We start from the raw sequence: 22,350 nt of genomic DNA on the forward strand, positions 1-22,350 counted from the left end.
GTATAAATTTGCATGTGGTTCAACCTGGTTTGTATCGGTTTGTTGTGATCAGGCTCGTTTGCAGTGTTTATTCATTGTCGGACGAATCTATTTTTTTCAGATCCTCCATGGAGGGGATGTAGTCACCAATCAGGGCCAGATTCTGTATTGCTGCCAATCCCCACTGAGCGGTATCGTTGGTACTGATCCACGGCAGTTCATCAACAGGATTCAGGCTGTTGACGCCTTGAATGCGGACAGTCTTCAGTATTGGGCCTGGTGCACCACGGCCACCAAAGAACTCACGCCACGCGCGTTGCGCCAGTACCGGATTTTTATTTTTCCAGGCGACGTAGGCAGTGAGCCTGGAATGGCCATTACGCAAGGCATTAGTTGCACCATGCGGCATGCCCAGCGCCTTGATCTGTTCCTGTTTGTCAGCGTTAAAGAGTTCACAATACTGCAGCCACGCCTGCACGAATTTGGGTTCGTCTGTCAGGGTCACCAGTTCTGCAAAGATTTCTACCGCACCAAAGACAGCATTCAAATGGGTGGCTGATGCGCGGTTGCCGATGACGTTGATCAGATGGCTTGTGTCAGCATCATAGGCAAAACTATTGCCATTGAAGAAGCCGTGGGGCATTCCCGCAATATCGCGCATGCCTGTCAATATCTTGTTGCGGTATTTGATGTCACCGCTGCGTTCCCATTCGGTCAGCCAGTTACCGGCGAGTGAACCCCAGTCTGTGCCAAAGCCGGCATGCGCCTTGATCTTGCTGACATCTTCCTTGGGTTTGAGTTTGCGTGCCGGATCCGTCGTTTCCAGTTTTTTGTCTGCATCTATCAGTGAATGCATGATGTCGCCTATGCGTTCATCTGCAGTCAGGTAATAATAAAAGCGGCGATACACGGCGGCGCTGATGCGCAATTGTTTTGCGCTGCAACCCCAATGCTGGACATTGTGACGTGAACCCAATCCGGCAAATTGGCCCAGATGATGTGTATCGACTTCGCTGGTATGACGAACCATGGCTTCGGCAAAACGGAAAATGTCTGCCCGCCCGGTGCGCAAGAACGAATACCAAAGCCACAGATCAGGTGAGAGTTCAGAATTATCCCAGGAAAAACCGCCGACATCGTAACGCCATTCATGGCGGTCAATATCATAGCTGTGGCGGATATCACCAAAATCCCAGAAGCCATACCAATGGCGTTGTTCAACCTGTTCCCTGTAAAAATTAAAGCGGAAATCAAGCTGGTCTTCGATCGCTGCTTTTACCGGATGTGAGCGATCAGGCAAGCTCCATAGTCCGCCAAATACGCCGGTTGCCAGGAAATGACCAGGCTTTGCCACCAGTTGTGGCGGCGTCTGTATGGCGTCGGCAAACTGCACCAGCTTTTCCCTTGAAGGGGTGGCGGCGCATACCCACAAGGTGATTTCGCTGCTGCGAGCCACACCCATGGGGCTGCCAAATCCTTTTTCATAATCTTCGTAGGTAATTTCCAGGCCTTCGCGTTCCTGGTCATGGGTTTCCATACCCATGCCATCATGATAAAAACGCAGGTCCATGGCCGGGGCATCGGGCGACCACATCCAGACAGTGACCTGGGCTGTATCGGTATGCGCCTGGCGGATATCCAGTTGGGTCGGATGGCGTTGCCAGAAATCGCGCAAGCCAAAAGCGACACCGCCACTGATGCCGCCTATATAACCGGTGCCGGGTGATCTGTGCCCCCAGGCTGCTTCCACCCAGCCATAACCCGACTTGGTGCGCTTGCGTATCTTGAAGCCGTCTGCTGATTGTTGTGAAAGGGTGTAGTCGCCCCATGCTGGCACCAAGTGAATCAGACGTTGTATCACGTCCGGGAACTGTGTCAATGGTGGGCAGGCCAAACCTGCCAGTTGGGCATTGCGTACTGCCGGACCGGGGTCACGGCGCAGGCCGGTCATGTTCCGTACGCCTTCTGCCCACAAGCCTGTATTTTCACCGGCAAAGCGCACATGTCTGTCATACATTGCGTCACGCATGACGACATCGAAGCGCAAACCTATGCCGCGCAAGAAGTCGCGCTGTTCATCGCCATCATATACAAAGCTGTGCATGACGCGTATCGTATCCGCCCCAGCGTAGAAATACAGCCTGACCACGAAAGGCAGCCAGGCACGGTTAGCGTCCTTGTGCATGCCTTCTACCTTCAGCACGGCACGCACCGGGCCATTTTGTTCAAGGCTGACCTGGTTGATATTGCTGACGTAATTGTGCTGACGGGTAGTGCCATTTTCGCCATCCGGCTGATCGTCGCTGATGAGCACCAGATGGCCGTTGCGCATAATGTCTTTACCATCACGCTGTACGCTGCGAATGAATTGTGTGCCCTGATTGGCGACGTCGCATACCATTACACCCGTATCTATCAGATACCCGTCTTTGCTTGGTCTGACGCTGACGATTTTTTCAGAGGGCAGGGTAGTCTTTGCTATAGGCTTGATCTGTAATTCTGAACCAAGGCTGACACCTGCGGCGACGGCATGTGCGGTCCATTTCAAAGAACCATCGGGCCAGTATGCCAAGGGCCAGCTCTGGGTGGGCAAGTCTTTGCCATCCTGATTGATCAATTGAAATTGCTGATTTTTGGCGACCTTGCCGCGCGGCCAGGGGACACCCACTGTCGTACCTGTCAGTATCTGCGGGGTTTTGGCTTCCAGCCAGTTCAGGCGTATGAACTCATCTGCTTTTACTGTTGTACCTGTATCACCCGCTGACAAATGCTGCGCCTGCAGGGAAGGTATTTGACTGGCCAGTGCAGTAGCTGCGGTTGTTTTGATAAAACTGCGACGCGTTAATTTAAACATTGCTCGTTTCTTTGTATGTCTGATAGAGATCGGTATTTTCGTTTGTCATCAGCGTTGCAGATTGTTCGGGCTGGGTACCAGTTCCAGCGGCACACCACCGCGTACTGCACGTACCTTGACCAATTCCAGAAGCTCCAAAGCATTTGCTGCCTTGCCATCGGTACTGACTGCCAGTGAAAGCGTATTTTCACCGTTCGGATTTAATATGCCCGGCGGCAGGATGAAGAGACGTTGCGGTCCTATGTGGGAAATGAAATTTCCCATATTCCAGCCATTGACAAAAATCAGGACGCGATTTCTGCGATCTGAACGTGGCTGGCTGGTTTCACCAATCGCCAGACCCAGTTGCACATCATGGCCTGCTGGCATATCCAGGGTGAAATTGGTGCGCAACCAATACGTACCTGCCGCTGGTGGTGCTGCGTCGGGGCTGGATTTTTCCCAGCCACTGTTGTCTGACTTGGAATCGGCCTTACTGCTAATCGGCAAATACCAGCCTGCGCGTTCACCAAACAGGCCGCCGTTGTTCAAAGGTCCGCGTACCAGATCGGCAATTTCTTCACCACCTTTATTGCCCTGGATTTTCCAAGTGATCGGTGTGGCAAATTTTTCTTTGATGTCATGCGTCAGCGACACACTGATCAAACCACGCGCGACTTTATGTTCATCATCGGCGGCCAGGTCCCAATTATGGGAATTATTTCTGACCATGACGGACAGTACATGCTCGCCTGCGCTTAATGCTTCGGCGGGCAGCTTGAAGCTGGCCGTGCCCCAGTTATCTGGTTTGGGTTTTCCGGTTGGCATTTCATTTTCACCGATGTAGACACCATCCAGCCATAACTGCATGAAGCCTGCACCGCCACCGCCATAGCTGATTTCCAATTGTTCAGGCAGTGGTTTGCCAGCCTGTACCTTAAAATAGCCGCGATACCAGACATCGCCATGGTGGAAGCCATAATCACTCATGCTGAGTATGGGTTGGCCAGCAGGTGGTGTGGTCTTCACGGTAGCTGCGGTAGTGGTCAGGTCAGCCTTACGCCACTTGCCGTCGTCAAAGACTTTGGCTGCCTCGGGTGAATCCATACGACGCATCCATGTTTGCTGCATCAGTTTCGGTAAAACAATGTCGGCGGGGCCAGCCAGCGGTTCTGTCGACAAGCTACCATCAGCATTCTTGTTGCTGGAAATGGCGACTGTATTCCAGGTGATTTGGGTGATGCCTTTCGGTGTCCATATATCCAGCTTGCTGCTTTGTTCGGTGTCGCCGCTCAAGTGCAGGGTGTTACCTTGTATGCTGGCCTGGCGCACCAGTGCCGGTGAGCGTTCAAGGACAGTTCCTTGTGCAGTTTCTTGACGCCAGAAATCGCGGCCGGTTTCATCGTCAGCCAGCAAGAGCAGTAAATCTGCCTTGCCACCACCGCTGATGCGTATGCGTATCAAATCCTTGTGCACATAATTCAATCGCAAATCGCCGGTTTTTGGGTCAAACACTGCATTGGCCGCACCTTCCAGCACTTCAATCTTTGGAGCGGATTGATAGCGAAATACGGTTTCACCATCCTCGCCCTTGCGGCCATACAGCAAGGCGATATCGCGCTCGTCTTGTTGCAGATGAGTTTGGGTATCGGATGTGGTATAGACTAGGTGCTGGCGTTCCAGTGCATAGTCTGACAACAGCAGTTTGACGTTCTGGTCCTTGATACGCAAAGTACCTGCCTGCGGGATCTGGTAGCTGCCATCGCGGGTAGTGAGCTTGAAGCTGAACAATTCTTCTGTGGTTGAATCGGTCGTGGTATGGATGGCGAAAATCAGATGCGCGCCGTTGACAGAACTGACATTGTGATACAGCTTGACCGCAGGATTGGAGGCGGTGATTGCCTCACCTTTATCCATGGCGCTCAGCACAGATTTGGTAGCATCCACAAATTGCCCCATCTGCTTCAAAGTCAGGGCTTTTTCGCGCAAGCCACGGCCTTCGTCGATGGCAGCACCATAGTCGTAGGACGTATACACCACCTGTGCTGGCAACCAGCCCCATGATGTACCGCCATACATCATATAGATGGAATGGATGGAAATGCCGTTGATCAAATTAGCACCATAGAATGTGCGTACATAATTCGATCCGGTACGCTGCGCGGTACAGTCATAGGTGCCAACGCTACCCCAGAAATCAAACCAGCCGCCGCCCATTTCTGCCGCAAAACCTGGCGTATTAGGTGAGGCGAGGGCACCAATCTTGACAGGCCCGGTTCCGGTGTTGGCAGGGATTTCACCATACATACCCCAGTTAGGTACGACATTCGGCTTGCCAATTTCTTTGGTATTGGTACAGCCACCGCCAGGGTAGCCATCAAAACTGTACAAGTCTGTTGGACCGGGCACCGCATAGGGCGCGCTGGAGTTAGGTGGAGTCCAGTTAGGCAGGCGACCGGCAGAATTGTGGAACAGCGGCACGCTGATACCATCCGCCCTGGCTTTATCCGCCAGATGTTGCATATAGCGCTTATGCGTATCCGAGGTATTTGATAATTCGTTTTCCAACTGATAGGCAATCACGGTACCGCCACCAGTGGTAATTTGATGGCGCGCGATAATCGCGTCAATCTGGGTCAGCCATTCATCTGCTGATTGCATGTATTCAGCAGCATCGGTACGGGCAATCGCTTTTTGCCGGGCCATATAACCGGGAAAGCCTCCGCGTGTCAGTTCTGCATTCACATACGGGCCAGGGCGTGCTATCACATACATGCCTTCCTGCTCTGCCATTTCTATCGCCAACTCTACATTGCGTACGCTGGAAAAATCATATTGATTCGGACGTGACGAGTGATAACCCCAGTCAAAGTAAATGGCCACAGTGTTGAGACCAGTAGCCTTCATTTTTTGTATGACATCACGCCACAGTGAGGGATTAGGTAGCCGGAAAGGGTGAAATTCACCCGCCCAGATCATTTCTCTTTTGCCGTCTATTATCAGCGAGTGTTTATCCCAACTGATTTTTTTCGCTGGTGATTTGGCAGCAGTGGCTTGCGCCAGCGCTTTAGTCGGCTCGCTGATGACGGTGAAATGGCGCACTGCACCTGACACGCCGCCCAGTTCCTGCCTGGCTGTCCAGGTTTTGAAATGATCCTTGCTGTCGGAATACCAGTAATGCTTAGTCGTATAGTCGTCAAAGTAAATGCGCCAGCCGCCATTTTTCAGTTTGACCAGGGCCTGACCTTCCGATGGTTTACCCCAACCCGCCCAGTCGCCGGTCTTTTCCACTGTCCATGGGCCGGTGAGGGCAGGGGCGGTCGCCATCTCTATGTATTTGCTGGTTTCATTTTTAGTGAAGACCACATAGCGAGATCCATCCTTGATGGGGAAGGTATCAATATAATTATTTTGCAGACCCGCCATGGCCTGGGCCTGCGAGAAATTGGTATAAGTCTTGTTCAGCGCATGTAGCACATACGCACCAAAGGGGCCTTTGGTCCCCTGTGTTGATACGGACACGACAATGTGGATGGAGCCATCACTGTCGGTAAACCATTCTGGTGCCCAGACATTGCTGATTTTTGCATTCGCATCCGGCAATTGCAGGCGCACGTCACGCACATGCTGCCAATGGCGCAGGTCGTCGCTTTTGGCGACACCAAAAGTATCACCAGCCCAGCCGGTCGTGTAAATTACATAATAATAGCCATCGTCCGCATGCAAAATGGATGGATCACGCAGCAAACCCTGTGGTGGCGTATACGCTTCAGAAGCCAGTGGTGCAAAGCTGGTGCCATCGGAAGAGGTGAACAGGCTGAGTTTGTTTTGTGATGTAGAAGGAAAGGCAGACATCAGGAAAGTGGTGTCGCCTTTCAGCGGAATCACTTTTGGATTGGCGTTTGGTGGGGCCACAGTACTGTTGGTCTGTACCTTGTTGGTACTGGTCAGCCCGAAACTGTCCATCAAGGCATCACCGGTGACCGGTGGGTTTTGTGGCGGATTTTGAGCCTGTGCTGTATTTTGTGTCTGAGCATGTACCAGACTGACGCTGCACGTCAATACCAGCACAGTCAATCCGAATCGCACTACTGAGTTCATCATTTTCCTTCTGACGAATAGTCAAACAAAGAATTGGGAATGAGTAGATGAATGCCCACACTTGGCAAGGAGCCATGTTCATCTGGCGTAGAAGCTTGGTTTGATACGGCTTAGTGTGAGATGTCTCTATTTTTATCGCCGCATCAATATTTTAAAATGCAGCTTATTATTTTGAGTATCAATTTCAGGAAGAGGCGTGTCAACAAAACTGAGCAGGTTTGCGTCATGTAATCACATTTCTGAGCAATGGCTGGATATTTGTGTTTCCCTGTCAACCAATTGAATATGTGCAGTTAATTAACTGTTCTTCGCACGATTGGTTTTGCGCATTCAGATAAAATCGGTCTCGTTCTGCTCAATATTAATCATCAAGTTGAACGTTGTGACTGAACGTCCATTTCTTTTTTAATGGTAATCTCGACTGATATTTTGCGTGGATAAAAAGAAAAAGCACCATGACAAATCTATTTTAAAAAGATCAGCCGGAGACAAAAAGATTGAATAAGCAGACATCATCGCCATTGCGACGCGGTTTTTTGCGCATGTTCGGTACCGGTGCCTTAGCCGCAACGCTGCCTGTGTACGTACTGCCAGCGATAGCGCAGACAAAGACCGTTTCAAATGCGAATCTTGCAGGTAATTTCAATGTCAGGGCCTACGGCGCTGGCGGTGATGGCAAAAAGGCAGATACCGATGCCATCAACCGTGCCATCAGTGCAGCTGCAACTGCAGGGGGCGGAACGGTATTTTTCCCGGCAGGTAAATACCTGAGTTTTTCCATCCGTCTGCAAAGCCATGTCAGCCTGTATCTTGATGCCGGTGCCATCTTGATTGCAGCTGATCCGGCAAAACATGGCGGCAGTTACGATGCAGCAGAACCGAATGAGTGGGATGCTTATCAGGATTTTGGTCATAGCCATTGGCGTAACAGCCTGATCTGGGGTGAAAACCTGGAACATGTATCTATCCTGGGAACCGGCCTTATCTATGGTGCAGGTTTGACCCATACGGGTCCGGGGCCACGCCGCGTACCTAAGCCTGGCGACATGCCATCCAGCCTGGGTGACAGTGACCCACATGGCGAGCGTGGTAGTGGCAAGCCTTACGGTGCCGATATGGCAGGTAAGGGTAACAAGGCGATTGGACTTAAAAACTGCAGGAATGTCATCCTGCGTGATATCACTATTTTCAATGGCGGTCACTTTGCCTTGCTGGCAACCGGCACCGACAATATGACGATAGATAACCTGAAAGTCGATACGGACAGGGATGGCTTTGACATCGATTGCTGTCGAAATGTTCATATTTCCAACTGCAGCATCAATTCTCCGAATGATGATGCGATTTGCCTCAAGAGTTCGTTTGCGCTCGGGTACAAGCGCTTTACTGAAAATATCAGTATCACCAATTGCCAGGTATCCGGTTTTGACCTCGGCACCTTTCTGGATGGCAGCTTTCAGCGCAAGCAGGAATTTGCGCCAGACAAGGAGGGCGTTGCTGGGCGCATCAAATTGGGTACAGAGTCGAACGGAGGCTTTCGCAATATAAGCATCTCTAATTGCGTATTCGAACGTTGTCGTGGTCTGGCTATTGAGAGTGTTGACGGTGCTATTATTGAAGATATCACCGTCAGCAATTTGGCCATGCGTGATTTGACCAATCCACCACTATTCATCCGCCTGGGCAGCCGTTTACGTGCGCCGGATGGAGCGGTAACCGGTGCCATACGACGCATCAATATCAGCAATATCGTGGTGTCGGGTGCTGATTCTCGCTATGCATCCATTATCAGCGGTGTGCCTGGTTACCCGGTAGAGGACATACGTATCAGTAATGTACATATAGTGCATCAGGGTGGTGGTGATATCAGTAAAGTACCTGCCAATCCGCCAGAAAATGCCGGTAGTTATCCTGAACCTAGCATGTTTGGACTTAGCCCGGCGCATGGCCTGTTTGCGCGCCATGTCAAACATCTGGAGTTGCATCATGTGGATATCGCCTGCAAGCAGACTGACAACCGTCCTGTCTTTGTTTTGCATGACGTGAGCGACGCTTATTTCGATCGGATGATTTTCCCTCTGCATTCAGGTGTACCGGGGTTCAGCTTGCAGGACGTGAACGATTTTTCCCTAAAAGGCTGTAGCGGTCTGGCAGATACACAGCGCAAACGGGTAGAACGAGAGAGTTTGTAAAACGGAAGTGCTTGCAGGCAGTTCTAATCATTATCGCAGTGACGATCAATGCTTCATTGCGGTAGTACCTGCATCTGCTGTGCCAGTGAGAATGCCGCATCAATGGCAAGGTGCCGATCTTGTCTGCAAGGTGTACGTTTTGCGCCTTGCCTTGTACGCCAAATTACCTTATTCACGCTCACGCTGATTGATGAATTGAGTTCTACTAATTTTCAGGAAAATCTGATTAAAATCTATTTCGATTTATATCTGTTTTCCGTACTTTCATATGACTTGAATTGCACACGGAAAATTTGGAATTGTCACCAGAAAGCAACATCGTGTTTTGCAGGGTGTACGACCCTTGCCTGACGGCTTACCCGATTTGATGGTGCGATATTTTAATAAATAATTAGCATCAAAATTCAAGGGGACTATTGACGGCTGCTAGTCATGTGTGATGCGCAGAAGTGGCGCTGGGCATGGTTTCTCGAGTGCTGTCTCATAAAAAACAACGCCTTTGCATTCTTCCACTTGCATTCTCTTTTATTTTCAATAATGCAATTTGTAGCGCATGAAAAACGATGAAAATCGTTGATCACTTTCAGTCATTTTCATGCGTCTTCGTTTGAATTGATCAAATTTCTGCTTAAAAACCAATCACTTTCTTGATTCTTTTTTTAGAGCGCGTAATTGGAATTAATCATCACTTAGAATCAATTTCGTTGAATGTGCTTGTTTTTATGACAGACCAAAATCAATGGTCGAAACACAGCCAGTAACGTAGCTAATAAAGCAGCCAATAAAGCAGCCAATAAAGCAGCCAATAACACAGCCAACATATGGCCGACAACCGGAGGAGACAATTGTGTTAACTAATCGTAGCAAAAAGACGTTTTTCAATCCCAAACTTAAAGGTACAGCTTTGGCTGTACTGTCCGTCATGGCCGCTAATTCAGGCATGGCACAAGACACAAAAAAACCTGACGATACAAAGGAACAGGCTGATCAGGTTGTCGTCGTTTCTGGAACACGTAAATCGGTCGCATCTGCCATTGACAGGAAACTGCGTGCGGACACCGTCGCCGATTCCATCGTTGCTGAAGACATTGGTCAATTCCCTGACAAAAACGTTGGTGAAGCGTTGTCGCGTGTTACAGGCGTGCAGCTCGAACGTTCTTTTGGTGAAGGCAGCAGCATTTCCATTCGAGGTGTCGAGCCGGATTTGAACAGGATTGAAATTAATGGTGTATCGGTACTGAGTACCACTGGCACAGCCGGTCGTGGTGCTGATCTGCGTGAATTGCCAGTAGAATTGATTTCTTCCATTGACGTTATCAAAGGCGTGACCGCCAATATGACTGAAGGTGGTGTCGGCGGTACTGTACAAATTAATACACGCAAACCACTCGAATTCAAGAGGATGACAATAGTTGGCAGCATTGCTGGGGAGCAGGCGCCGCAACGCGGTGGTATACAGCCCCGTGCCAACTTTTTCATTGCGGACAAATTCCTGGATGGTCGTCTTGGTCTGATGGCAAACGTGATTTATGACAAAGTATTGACACGTGGTGATTTCTCGCGAAATACTTCATGGCGCTATCTCCGTGACTGGGATTTTTCTGCAGATAAAACTGTGCCCAGCACAGATCCAGTTCTGGCCGCTGTGACGTCCAAAGCAAATTGTTCCAATTTGAGTAGCCCTGCAAATGCGACGCAGACTGCTGCAGCAGCAACAGCAGCACTGCAGGCTAACTGCGTTTCTCAATGGAATGACTATTCACCGCAGATTGCCCGTTACGGCATCTGGGAACGTGATAATGAAAGAACGTCAGCTGAGCTGACGGCGCAATACAAATTCACCGACCGCTTGAGTGGTTGGGTAAGTTACCAGGCAAATATTCAGAAAGAAAGACTGCGCGATTATAACTATGGCACAGACTTTAGTGCGGTATCGCGTTTGTCTAATGCAGGTACTTTACCTACTTATAATGCAAGCACTGCGGTACCAACGGGTGGATCTTGTACAGCTGCTTCTACAACAACCACACCAGTTGGCATGGTTGTGGACAATCATATCGTTACTCAATATGTATTGGGTAACTGCCTGGTGCCAGGTAGTGCAAATTCACCAAATGGCGGTCAGGGAGCGTTCAGCACATCATTGCGCGATTTTGCATTGAAAATTGATTCTAAATACACGACAGCCGGTTTCAACTATAAAGGTGAAAAACTGGATATAGATGGTTTGCTTTCTTCTGCCAAAGCGACTTACAGCAGTGACTCCAATAATCTGGTATTCACTCAAAATGCTCCAGGGTTGCAAGTCAATCTTGATTCGTCCGGCTTACCACATTTTACGTTTCCGTCAGGTTACAATCCTTCGAATCCTAATTCTTATATTTCTGCACAATTGCAATATCGTCCATCAGAAACGGTCAATAAGGAAGACCAACTCAAGCTGGATTTCAAATATAAGTTGAATATGGATTTCTTGTCACGCATCTGGTTTGGTGTGCAGGCGCAGCAGGCAAAATCCAGTCAATACAATGGTGGCGGTTACTTGGCAAGTGCGGGAAGTGACCTGGTCAACACCGCTGATGACGTGTATGTGCAAACGGCAAACATCAATCAGACATACAACTTTGATCCACTAAATACAAGCAACGCGGTGCGTGCATTAGTTGGTCCGACAAATCTTGCTGATGTAAATGCCTGGACCAAGTCGATCAATGCTTCTGCGATGGCAGCATTGGCACAGTCTGCGTTCTCTACTTCACCCGGAACCTTCTTCAAGGGCTATAGCAGTGCTGGTAATGTGCCTACAAATTGGGTAGCGCCGACTTATGCTAATGCAGGCTCGTTGTTTGACTTGACACACTTCAATCACGATTATCTGTACAACGCACCTGGCAGTGATGGCAAAATGTATGCGCAGATTCCTGCATACGTTGTCGATGAAAAAGTTAAATCGACCTACTTGCGTGCGGACTTTGAAACAGAATTATTTGGCAAGGAAATCTTTGGTAACGTAGGCGTTCGTTATACGCAAACGCATGACACTTCTCAAGGTTTGTTCAAGCAACAAGTCAATGTAGAAAAAACACCTGGATCATCTGCTTTTACTACATACATTGTCTCTAATTCGGTAACGAGTATTGATAACACCTACTCTAACGTACTGCCTAGCTTTAATGCCGGTGTATGGTTGATTCCGAATCATTTCCTGGCGCGTCTCGGCTGGGGTAAGGTCATGGCTCGTCCACGTATTACTGATATCGTCCCGAATGCAACATGTACCAAAAATAGTGGTGCTATACAATTTGGTGGCGATGGAACAGACGATTGCACGGCAGGTAACCCATCTCTGAAACCGTTCCAGGCTACCAATACAGATTTAAGTCTGGAATATTATCCAAACGCTGATAGTCAGCTTAGTCTTGCACTGTTCCGTAAAGACATTACGGTCGGTAACGCAGTTAAAACTAATGTCTCAGGTGTTGATTTGTTCAAGGACGGCACTTTGTGGGATGTTACCATGCCAGTCAATTTCCCTGGCGCCGTGACCCGTGGTGTGGAAATAGCAGGCAGAACAGCATTGACTTTCTTACCTGGTATACTTAGTGGTTTCGGTGTGGATGCTAATTACACGCGCATGAATTTCACTTACGCTCCAGGTACAGAACAACTGAATCCATTGGATGGTTCGATTCTTCCTTATGCAGGTTTGTCCAGGAATGCGTATAACCTGGGTCTGTGGTACGACAAGGATAAATTTAATGCGCGTCTCGCCTATCATTACCGTGATCGCTATTACACAGGTACTTTGGACGTCTCAAAGAATCCAGTATTTAATGAAAAAACCGGGTACCTGGATGCGAAGATCCAATATCGCTACAATCGTTTCGTTACTTTCTCATTTGAAGGTAAAAATCTGACTGACCAGGCGAATGTTACTGACGCCGGTGATTTGTCCCGGCCGAATGAATTGGCTTGGTATGGCCGTCGTTACTTCATAGGTGTATCGATCAAGAATTAATTTGTTGGACGTTTTGGAAAACGCAGTAGTTGATACCAGCCATTTTTGATCAGATGGCTGGTTTTTTTATTTTAAAATACTGAATACTTATCGGATGCTCTCTTATCTTTCACTTTTCCCATGACCTCATTTTTCAAACGAATAAGCATTCTTTACCTGTTCTTGATAGTTATGATGTCCGTCTGTGGCTCGCTGTTGGCTCAACCGGTTTTCAATAATCCTGTCGTAAAAAATAGGGCTGATCCACAAATAATCCTGCATACGGATGGCAATTATTATTTCACCGCTACCGTGCCGGAATATGATCGCATTGAATTGCGACGTGCCTCAAGCATCAATGATCTTGGTACGGCAGATGCCAAAGTGATCTGGCACAAACATGCGAGTGGACCCATGAGTCATCACATATGGGCTCCAGAATTGCATTTCATCCAGGGGAAATGGTATGTGTATTTTACTGCAGGCAGGGCCGATGCCATTTGGGATATCCGTTTGTATGTACTGGAAAATTCTTCAGCTAATCCGCTGGAAGGCGAATGGATAGAGCGTGGTCAGTTAAAAACTGGAAGAGAATCATTCTCGCTGGATGCAACCACCTTTACGCTGGCGGGACAACGTTATCTGGTATGGGCTCAGCGTGACCCTGCGCCGGGTAAAAAAAGTACCAATATTTACCTGGCAAAAATGGATACACCTTTGTCGATTGCCGGGCCGGTCGCCTTGTTGTCGCGTCCCGATTTTGATTGGGAAAAAGTGAAGTATGAAGTCAACGAAGCACCTGCGGTATTGGTCAGGAATGGTCGGGTCTTCATTACCTATTCGGTCAGCGCTACTGACGAAAATTATTGCATGGGTTTATTGACAGCGCCGGCAGATGCAGACTTGCTCGATTCAAAAGTATGGCAAAAATCTGCTCAGCCGGTATTTAAAACCAATACGGAAAATGCCCAGTATGGACCGGGGCACAATTCATTTACGACGACCCCTGACGGTAAAACGGATGTGCTGGTCTATCACGCACGTGACTATCGCGACATCAAGGGAAACTCTTTAAACGATCCCAATCGTCATACACGTGCCCAGATATTTTACTGGCGAGCCGATGGCAGCCCCGACTTTGGCGCACCCGGTGCGCCCACCATCAATCTGGGGACGCGCGCAGCCAAACCGTTGTTTCGCGACCCGGTGATGGATGGCGCTGCAGATCCCGTCCTGGTGCGTAATGCCAAGTTGGGGAAGTGGTGGATGTTTTATACCAACCGCAGAGCCAATGTTACTGAAGCACGTGGAGTTACCTGGGTACATGGCACGCGCATAGGCATTGCTGAGTCGGATAACGAAGGTGCTAACTGGCACTATATAGGTGAAGCTGACATAGAATTACCAGCGCAAATGGGTGGCGCAGAAGCTACCCATTGGGCACCGGATATTATCCGGGCGAATGATGGCAGCTACCATATGTACCTGACGGTGGTACCCGGTATTTTTGAAGACTGGAAACATCCACGTTATATGGTGCATCTGACTAGCCAGGATTTGCGTCATTGGCGCAATGCCAAAGTCTTGCAACTGGCGTCAGAGCGCGTGATCGATGCTACCGTATTGCGTTTGCCGCAGGGTGGGTATCGTATGTGGTACAACAATGAAGCGGATAAAAAATCGATTTACTATGCCGATAGCCCCGATCTGGAAAACTGGACAGACAAAGGCAAGGCGGTCAGTGACCAAGGTGGTGAGGGGCCTAAAGTTTTTCGATGGAAAGATCAGTGGTGGATGATTACTGATGTATGGCATGGTCTCGCTGTATATCGTTCCGATGACTTATTGAATTGGAAGCGCCAGATCGGTAATCTGCTTGAAGTACCGGGGCATGGCGAAGATGATGAGGTAATAGGCGGCCACCCTGATGTCGTTGTCAACGGTGACAGGGCATTTTTATTTTACTTCACCCATCCTGGCAGGCGTGGCCCGGATCAGAAAAAAGATGGCAGGGAACAAAGGCGCAGTTCCCTGCAAGTGGTTGAGTTATTGCATACGGAGCAGGGCTTGCGAGCAGATCGTGACGCACCTGCTTATGTGCGTTTACCGGCAGAATGAGCAATCGATGCAAATAAAGTGAAACGTTGAAATGGGCGCGAAATATTCGCTCCCATTGATGGCGTCTCTGTCAATCGGTTTGGTAAAACTATCTGGACATCACCAGATTCAGCCACGTGTTCTTGTAGGCTTGCCAGGCATCTGGCTCCAGTTTTCTGACAGTTGCCGACGACTCGCTCATGCTTGGCAACTGTTCCCAATGATGCAGCATCCAAGCGCCGTAAGTCGTGCCGCTGGTATCGTTTGACAGCATGATATTTTGCTGCGGTCGCAGGCTTGCCAGCAAAGGTGCGAAGTAGGGGTTGTTCGTGAAGCTTCCTTCGACGATGATATCGCCTTCCGAACCCAGTTTATTGAGACAGTAGTCAGTCGTCAGCACGCAATACAGGGTGGCGAGTGCATATCGTTCCTGCATGCTGTCTGGCGCCTGGCCTTCTATCCTGGCAAGCTGCCCGGAAAAAGGACCGCCTGAGTCTGCGAAGCAGGGCAAGGCAAAAGTTTCTTGTCTGGTCAGTTTATCGATGTCGGATGGCGTGCAGGTCACAGGCTCCAGGCCTGCCAGCGTGGCAAATTCTCGTCCACCCATAAATCGCATGCAGGAAACGGCTTCACCCAGTACATTGGTATTGGCCAGCATATCTGCTTCTTCATCAAGGCAAGATTGCGACGTACCCAGGGCTGCGGCGATCATCCAGGTACCCGTGGACAACACTGTACATTTTGTATCCTTGCCGGCGTTGTGCAGGTGGCGTAACAGGGAAGCATTGCTGTCATGGATGCCGCATACGATCTGGCAGTTTTCAGGCAGACCTGTTTCCATAGCCAATGTCGGGCGTATTTTTCCTAGCCTGGACCAGGCTTTTTGCATGGGAGGAAACAAGGCTATCCATCCCTTTTGTTCTGTCAGAGATGAGTATTGTTGCCGGCTCGTATCCCACAGATCAGTATGGCATCCCAGCGAGCTGACTTCCGTTGCAGCTACACCAGACAGACGCCAGGCCCAGTATTGCGGATACATCAGGATATGTGATGCACGTGCAAAATCAGATGGATAAGTACTTTCCAGCCAGGCCAGTTGACGAGCCAGGTTTAGTCCAGCCGGCAAATCGGGGGAATAGCTTTGTTGGTAAAGGGGGCGCAGTGGCTGGTATTTGCTGTTTTCCTGTTCTGGCAAGTCAGACTCATAATCCAGAACAGGTAACACCAGGCCCTTGTCATTTACCAACGCTGCAGTCGCACCATGGGTCACGGGTATAATCGCGGTCACGGTCGCAATACGTGAAAACTCGCTAAAAACACGCAGCATCCACGCCCAGATTCTGTCGGTATCATGATGCGGATAAATACCGTCCTGGACAATATTGTTGGCGCAACGCTGCTCAGCTAAAGTATTTGCCTGCGCATCCAGCAGGCTGAGTTTTACATTGGTCTTGCCTATGTCCAGTACGATACTGGCGTCAGCTTTCGTAGTTTCCATTGATTCCGCCTTGCTGCCTTGCATATTATTTTCTTTGTTTTTTACGGTTCAACAAACGCGGCAAGGCGATGGTAATCAACAGCAAAATGCCGACCACGATGGTCATGATGATGCCGGGTATGTTCGCCAGCGCCATACCGTAATTGACTACGCCCAGTGTCAGTACCGCCAGGAACACGCCAACGATGGTACCGGCTCCGCCAGCGATGCTGACACCACCCAAAATAACCATGGTAATGATTTCCAGTTCCCATCCTGTGGCAATATTCGGGCGTGTGCTGCCTATGCGGCCAGTCAGCAAAAACGCTGCCAGCCCAGCCATGGCACCAGTCAGGGTAAATAACATGAAACGGTACTTGTCTACTGACACGCCTGAAAACCTGGCAGCAACCGGGTTATTGCCTATGGCGTAGATTCTGCGCCCCCAACTGGTGGCGTGCAGGATGATGGCGAACACGACAACAAAGAACAGCAGGATGACGAACTGTCTGGGGATGAAATCAAAAAAGTAACCCTGGCCCCAATCAATCAACAATTGTGGATAGGCCGTGAACGCCTGGTCACCCAAAACCACACTGGCCAGACCGCGAAACAGGGACACGCTACCTATCGTCACCACGATGGATGGCAGGGCAAAGCGCGTGACCAGCAAGCCGTTCAGGCTGCCGCAGGCAGCGCCGGTGAAAACAGCAATAAATAACAGGCTAGAGGCAGGAAAGCCATGTGAATTGGCGAGTCCCATGGCGACCGAACAAAGCGCCAGAATGCCGGAAACTGAAATGTCAATTTCCCTACAGATAATCAGCAAAGCCATGGGCAGGGCAATCAGCGCCTTTTCACTAAAGTTAAAGGTGCCGTCTGCCAGGTTATGCAAGTCAAAGAAATTGGGCAACAGCAGGCTGTTGATGATGAATGCTGCTACGAACAGCAAAGCCAGTAAGGTTTCCCAATGGGAGAAGAATTTCTTGAACTGGAATTCTTCCTTGTCGCGTATGGTATAGCGTGAGCCGTTGCTTGGTGATGTCATGGTGGTCGTGTTCACGTACTGCTCCTGATTGCATTTTTTGGCAGCAGTTGCAAAGGCAAAATCTGCCGGCTGCCTTTCTTATTGCTGCGCGCATTGATCATGACGGCAGTCAGTATGACTACACCCGTCAATGCACTTTGCCAGAATGGGGAAATTTTAACGACAGGCAGTGCATTATTGATCACCGCCAAAAAAAGTGAGCCCAATACCGCACCAGATACCGTACCCGCACCACCGGCAATACTGATGCCGCCAATAACGCAGGCTGCAATGACAGTAAATTCGAAGCCATAAGCAATTTCCGTATACGCCACAGCATAACGCGCCACCCACAGATAACCGCACAAGCCAGCCATCAGCCCGGACAAGCCATATGTCCAGAACAAACGGCGTGGGGTAGGGATGCCGATATAATTGGCTGCAGTAGGCTGGTTGCCAATGGCGTACAAATCTCTGCCAAAATGTGTATAACGGGCCAGATACCACATCAGGATAACCACAATGGCCGCAATCCAGACCAGGTGGGTAATCCCCAATAACTCACTGAGCGGGAAAGCGATAAAGGCGGCAGGCATCTGGTGTGACGATACCCAGGCACCACCGGACAATACAAACACAAGGCCCCGGTAGACACTCATGGTACCCAGCGTCACAACGATAGGTGGCAGGCCCAGGAAACCGATCAGGTAACCGTTGATCAGGCCCAGGCCCAGACCTATGGCCATCGCCACCAATACAATCAGCAACAGCGGCAAGTCAGGGAATTTGGACGCCAGCAAGGCCGACATCATGCCTGACAGGGCCAGATTGGATGCAACAGACAAATCAATCCCACGTGTGATGATGATAAACATCTGGGTCACTGCCAACATGACCAGCAGGGTACTGTCAGTCAGCAGGTTAGACAGACTGGACATGCCAAGAAAGATAGGCGCGCGTACACCTACCAGGCCGATCAGCAAAACGATCATCAATCCCAGCAACACTTCCCTTTGCTGCAGGTACTTCTGCAGATACTTCAAACGGTTCATGCTATTTCCTCTGCCATTTCCACTACTATTGCGTCGCTGCCAGATGCTGCTGCAACGACGCTCTCTGGCGTGGCATGGGCTCTGTCAAATACTTTTTTGATATGTCCCTGATGCATGACGATGACGCGGTCAGACATGCCTAAGACTTCAGGTAATTCGGATGACACCAAAATGACTGACAGGCCAGTCGATACCAGTTCACTGATGAAACGATGCACTGCAGCCTTGGAGCCGATATCAATGCCTTTGGTAGGTTCATCCAGGATGATGACCTTGGGTTTAGTTGCCAGCCATTTTCCTAGCACCACTTTTTGTTGATTGCCGCCCGACAGTTCGGCGATCAGTTGCGTCAGGTGACTGGCCTTCAGTTCCAGCTGTTCACTGTAATGTCTGGAAATCGCGGCTTCTTCGCTGCGACGCGTTCCCAGCAAGAACCCTATTCTGTCCAGTATGGGCAGGGTGATGTTCTGCTGCACCGACATGGTCAGATGGCCGCCCTGGTGTTGCCGGTCTTCCGGCACATAGGCGATGCCATGAGCAATGGCATCTTTGGCAGACTTGATGTTCAGGATATTGCCAGCCAGACTGACACTGCCGCGCACGTTGCTGCTGAGCCCGAACAGAGCTTGCATGACTTCTGAACGACCGGCACCAACCAGTCCATAGAAACCCAGTATTTCACCCTGACGCAGGGAGAAATTAATATTGTCGAATTCGGTAGGGTGGCAAAAATCTTTCACTTCCAGCAGAGTTTCGCCTATCTCCACGTCTTGCTTGGGAAAGGTTTGATGGATGGAACGTCCCACCATGAGGGATACCAGATCTGGCTCCGAAATATCGGCCAGCGCACCTTCGGCTACAAAATGGCCGTCTCGCAAGACAGTATAGCGATCGGCCACGGCATAAATTTCATCAAATTTATGTGAGATGAAAATCACGGCAGTACCAGCAGCACGCAATTGTCTGATGATGCGATACAGTTCCTGGATTTCGCGCTGCGACAGGGATGCCGTTGGTTCATCCATGATGACCACTCGTGCATCTTGTGACAGGGCACGTGCAATTTCTACAAAGTGGCGTTGTGCCACGCTCAGGTCTTTGACCTTGGCGCGCACTGGCAATGAAACCTCAAGCCGGGTAAACAGGCGTTCTGCCTGGGTTTCCATCAATGACCAGTTCACACGTGCCGGAAAACCGTGCATGGGTTGTCGGCCTATAAAAATATTTTCGGCAACTGTCAGTTCATCAAACATGACTGTTTCCTGATGTACTGCGGTGACACCCGCCAGCATCGCCTGTTGTGGCGTGGCAAACCGGACTTCTTTGCCGGCAATATGCATGCTGCCGCTATCAGGCTGGTAAATGCCGGTCAGGGTTTTTACCAATGTGGATTTGCCTGCCCCGTTTTCACCTATCAAGGCCATGACTTCGCCAGCACGGACATTCAGAGCAACTTCATGCAATGCAATGATGCCCTGGAAGCGTTTGCAGATACCAGTCAGCGTCAGGATGGGTGGGGCCAGCGAGCCGTCGGGCGCGATAGGAAACGGATTGTGCTCGTTCGTCATTAACATAAGGCAAGGAGGTGATGGAAAGGAAAACTCAGCCGTCTACCTGCCTGTACGCAAGAAATGACTCTGTGGCAGACAGCTGATTTTCTGTTTTACTGATGACCCGGCGGCAGGCGCACAGGCCAACATTTGTGGGCTTCTTTGCTTAAAATATTTTGGAGAACTGCTCCACATTGTCTTTGTTGTAGGTGAAAGGTGGTGCCATGGCTGCTTCACCGCTGGCATCAATCGCAATCGTACCCATGCGGCCTATGGTAAAACTGCCACCAGCCTTGGCATTTGGGTTGCCTTTGACAAATTCATTGGCGATATAGGTCGCAGCATAGCCAAGATCGATAGGGTTCCAGATGGCAAATTCCTTGACGGCGCCGCTCTTTACATGGCCTGCCATTTCTGATGGCAAGCCCAAGCCGGTAACAAAAACTTTGCCGACCAGATGCTCATCCACCACTGCCTTGCTGGCAGCATTGATGCCGACAGTGGAGGGGGAGATGATCACTTTCAGATTGGGATTACTACGCAGCAGGCCGATTGCTTCACGATAGCTCTTGTCAGACTGGTCATCGCCGTAGACGGTTGCCACCAGTTTCAGGCCCGCAAATTCGGGTTTCTCCAAATCCTTCTTCATCACATTGATCCAGATATTCTGGTTGGTTGCCTGGGCAGACGCCGAAAGTATGGCGATTTCACCCTTGCCACCAATTGCGTCAGATGCCATCTGCAATTGTTTGAGACCGATCAAATCTGCATTCGACGGGTTCAACTGCATCAGCCTGCCTTCCGGCGCAATGCCGCTATCAAAGGAAATAACCTTGATACCTCGCTGCATGGCTTTTTTGGTGATAGGAACCAGCGCATTGGCATCATTGGCAGAAATAGCGATCGCATTCACTTTTTGACTGATCAGGGAATTGATGATTTCAATCTGCCCTTCAGCACTAGGGGTAGTTGGCCCGGTATAAATGATTTCCACATTACCGATTTGCTTGGCGGCTTCCTTGGCACCTTCATGTGCCGCATCAAAAAAACCATTCCCCAGGTTTTTGACAACGATGGCAATCTTGACCTTATCCGATTTTTGCTCGCAACCCTGCAGTGCGCCCAGCATGCTCAGTGCTATCGCTGCAAGTAATACCTTTCTTCTTTTCATTCCACGGTCTCCGGTTGGAACATGCTTGCTGACTCCATGTCATAAGCCTGATTAAATTTTGTTGTGGGGTACTGAACCGGCAATGTCTCTGGGGCAACGGTGATTACTTTGACGCCAGACTGCTCAAGCAACTGCACGGCAGAATCAGATGCATTGTTATCGGTGATCAGGCAAGAGACGCGATTGAGCCCGCAGAGTATCAAGCCAGCCTTCTTGGCGAATTTTGAACTGTCTGCCAGCACAATCAATTCTTCAGCCTGGCTGATCAAGCGTTTTTCTGCCTGTATCAGCAGTGGGTCTACTTCCATCAGGCCCAACAAGGACAGCCCATATACGCTCATGAACATCTTGCCGGCATAGTGGTGCTGGGTGATGTCGTTATCGAAAGGGCTAAGGATGACGTTTTGCTCCCGATAGACACGGCCACCAGGAACAATGATTTCGTTTTCGCTCGATACCAGCAGGCGCTCGGCCATCATGAACGAATTCGTCAGGATTTTTAGTTGCTTGTCGACCAGAAATTCTGCCATCATGAAAGTGGTAGTGCCACCGTTGATGATGATGGTTTCGCCATCGTTGCACATATTGCTGGCGTAACGGGCAATCGCCCGTTTACGATCAGCATAGCATTTGATATTGTTTTGAAAGGTTTCGCTGGTGAGTGCGATGGAACGTTTTTTCTGCTGCAGATTTTCTGCACCGCCACGTGTGCGGGTCAACAGATTACGGGCAGCAAGCCAGCTTATATCGCGCCGGACGGTTGCCGGAGATGCGCTAAGCCACTCAACCAACTGCTGAACGCTTGCTGAATTATGCTCGGCGAGCAACTTCAACAAACGCTTACGACGTTTGTGATTAACCATTTTTGTCTCCA

At 49.9% G+C, this 22,350-nt stretch carries 11 protein-coding genes; 3 read left to right on the forward strand and 8 right to left on the reverse strand.

Features of this window, described 5'->3' with window-relative positions; all coding sequences use genetic code 11:
- Positions 1-67: 67 nt before the first annotated feature.
- The gene (locus AC1RVX_RS19790) at positions 68-2,833 is read right to left on the reverse strand and encodes an exo-rhamnogalacturonan lyase family protein (protein WP_493218320.1); all 2,766 of its coding nucleotides are present in this window, start codon (positions 2,831-2,833) and stop codon (positions 68-70) included.
- Between the two features lie 48 nt (positions 2,834-2,881).
- Positions 2,882-6,916, reverse strand: coding sequence for a beta-galactosidase (locus AC1RVX_RS19795; protein ID WP_493218321.1), 4,035 nt, complete (start codon positions 6,914-6,916; stop codon positions 2,882-2,884).
- Between the two features lie 494 nt (positions 6,917-7,410).
- Between AC1RVX_RS19795 and AC1RVX_RS19800 the strand changes: the two genes are divergently transcribed.
- The 3 genes from AC1RVX_RS19800 (at position 7,411) to AC1RVX_RS19810 (ending at position 15,220) form a co-directional block, all read left to right on the forward strand.
- Positions 7,411-9,105: a rhamnogalacturonidase gene (locus AC1RVX_RS19800; protein ID WP_493218322.1), complete on the forward strand. Its 1,695-nt coding sequence runs from the start codon at positions 7,411-7,413 to the stop codon at positions 9,103-9,105.
- An 847-nt stretch (positions 9,106-9,952) separates the two neighbouring features.
- Entirely contained in the window at positions 9,953-13,123 is a 3,171-nt protein-coding gene (locus AC1RVX_RS19805; RefSeq protein WP_493218323.1) for a TonB-dependent receptor, read from the forward strand.
- A 171-nt stretch (positions 13,124-13,294) separates the two neighbouring features.
- Positions 13,295-15,220, forward strand: coding sequence for a family 43 glycosylhydrolase (locus AC1RVX_RS19810; protein ID WP_493218324.1), 1,926 nt, complete (start codon positions 13,295-13,297; stop codon positions 15,218-15,220).
- 88 nt (positions 15,221-15,308) lie between these two features.
- On the opposite strand, the gene AC1RVX_RS19815 is transcribed toward AC1RVX_RS19810, so the two are convergent.
- The 6 genes from AC1RVX_RS19815 to AC1RVX_RS19840 form a co-directional block, all read right to left on the reverse strand.
- Positions 15,309-16,697, reverse strand: coding sequence for an FGGY-family carbohydrate kinase (locus AC1RVX_RS19815; RefSeq protein WP_493218325.1), 1,389 nt, complete (start codon positions 16,695-16,697; stop codon positions 15,309-15,311).
- A gap of 25 nt (positions 16,698-16,722) precedes the next feature.
- A complete protein-coding gene (locus AC1RVX_RS19820) occupies positions 16,723-17,739 on the reverse strand; it encodes an ABC transporter permease (protein WP_493218326.1) in 1,017 nt (338 codons plus the stop codon).
- Positions 17,736-18,755, reverse strand: a complete 1,020-nt coding sequence (locus tag AC1RVX_RS19825; RefSeq protein WP_493218327.1) for an ABC transporter permease — start codon at positions 18,753-18,755, stop codon at positions 17,736-17,738. The genes AC1RVX_RS19820 and AC1RVX_RS19825 overlap by 4 nt, the downstream gene beginning before the upstream one ends.
- Entirely contained in the window at positions 18,752-20,323 is a 1,572-nt protein-coding gene (locus AC1RVX_RS19830) for a sugar ABC transporter ATP-binding protein (RefSeq protein WP_493218328.1), read from the reverse strand. Before AC1RVX_RS19830 ends, AC1RVX_RS19825 begins: the two co-directional genes overlap by 4 nt.
- A gap of 148 nt (positions 20,324-20,471) precedes the next feature.
- Complete coding sequence (gene rhaS / locus AC1RVX_RS19835) at positions 20,472-21,476, reverse strand: rhamnose ABC transporter substrate-binding protein (protein ID WP_493218329.1); 1,005 nt, start codon at positions 21,474-21,476, stop codon at positions 20,472-20,474.
- Positions 21,473-22,339 (reverse strand): DeoR/GlpR family DNA-binding transcription regulator, encoded by an 867-nt coding sequence (locus AC1RVX_RS19840; RefSeq protein ID WP_493218330.1) that lies wholly within the window; start codon positions 22,337-22,339, stop codon positions 21,473-21,475. Before AC1RVX_RS19840 ends, rhaS begins: the two co-directional genes overlap by 4 nt.
- Between the last annotated feature and the right edge of the window lie 11 nt (positions 22,340-22,350).

The sequence above is a fragment of the Undibacterium sp. GW821-FHT11B02 genome, assembly GCF_058808955.1.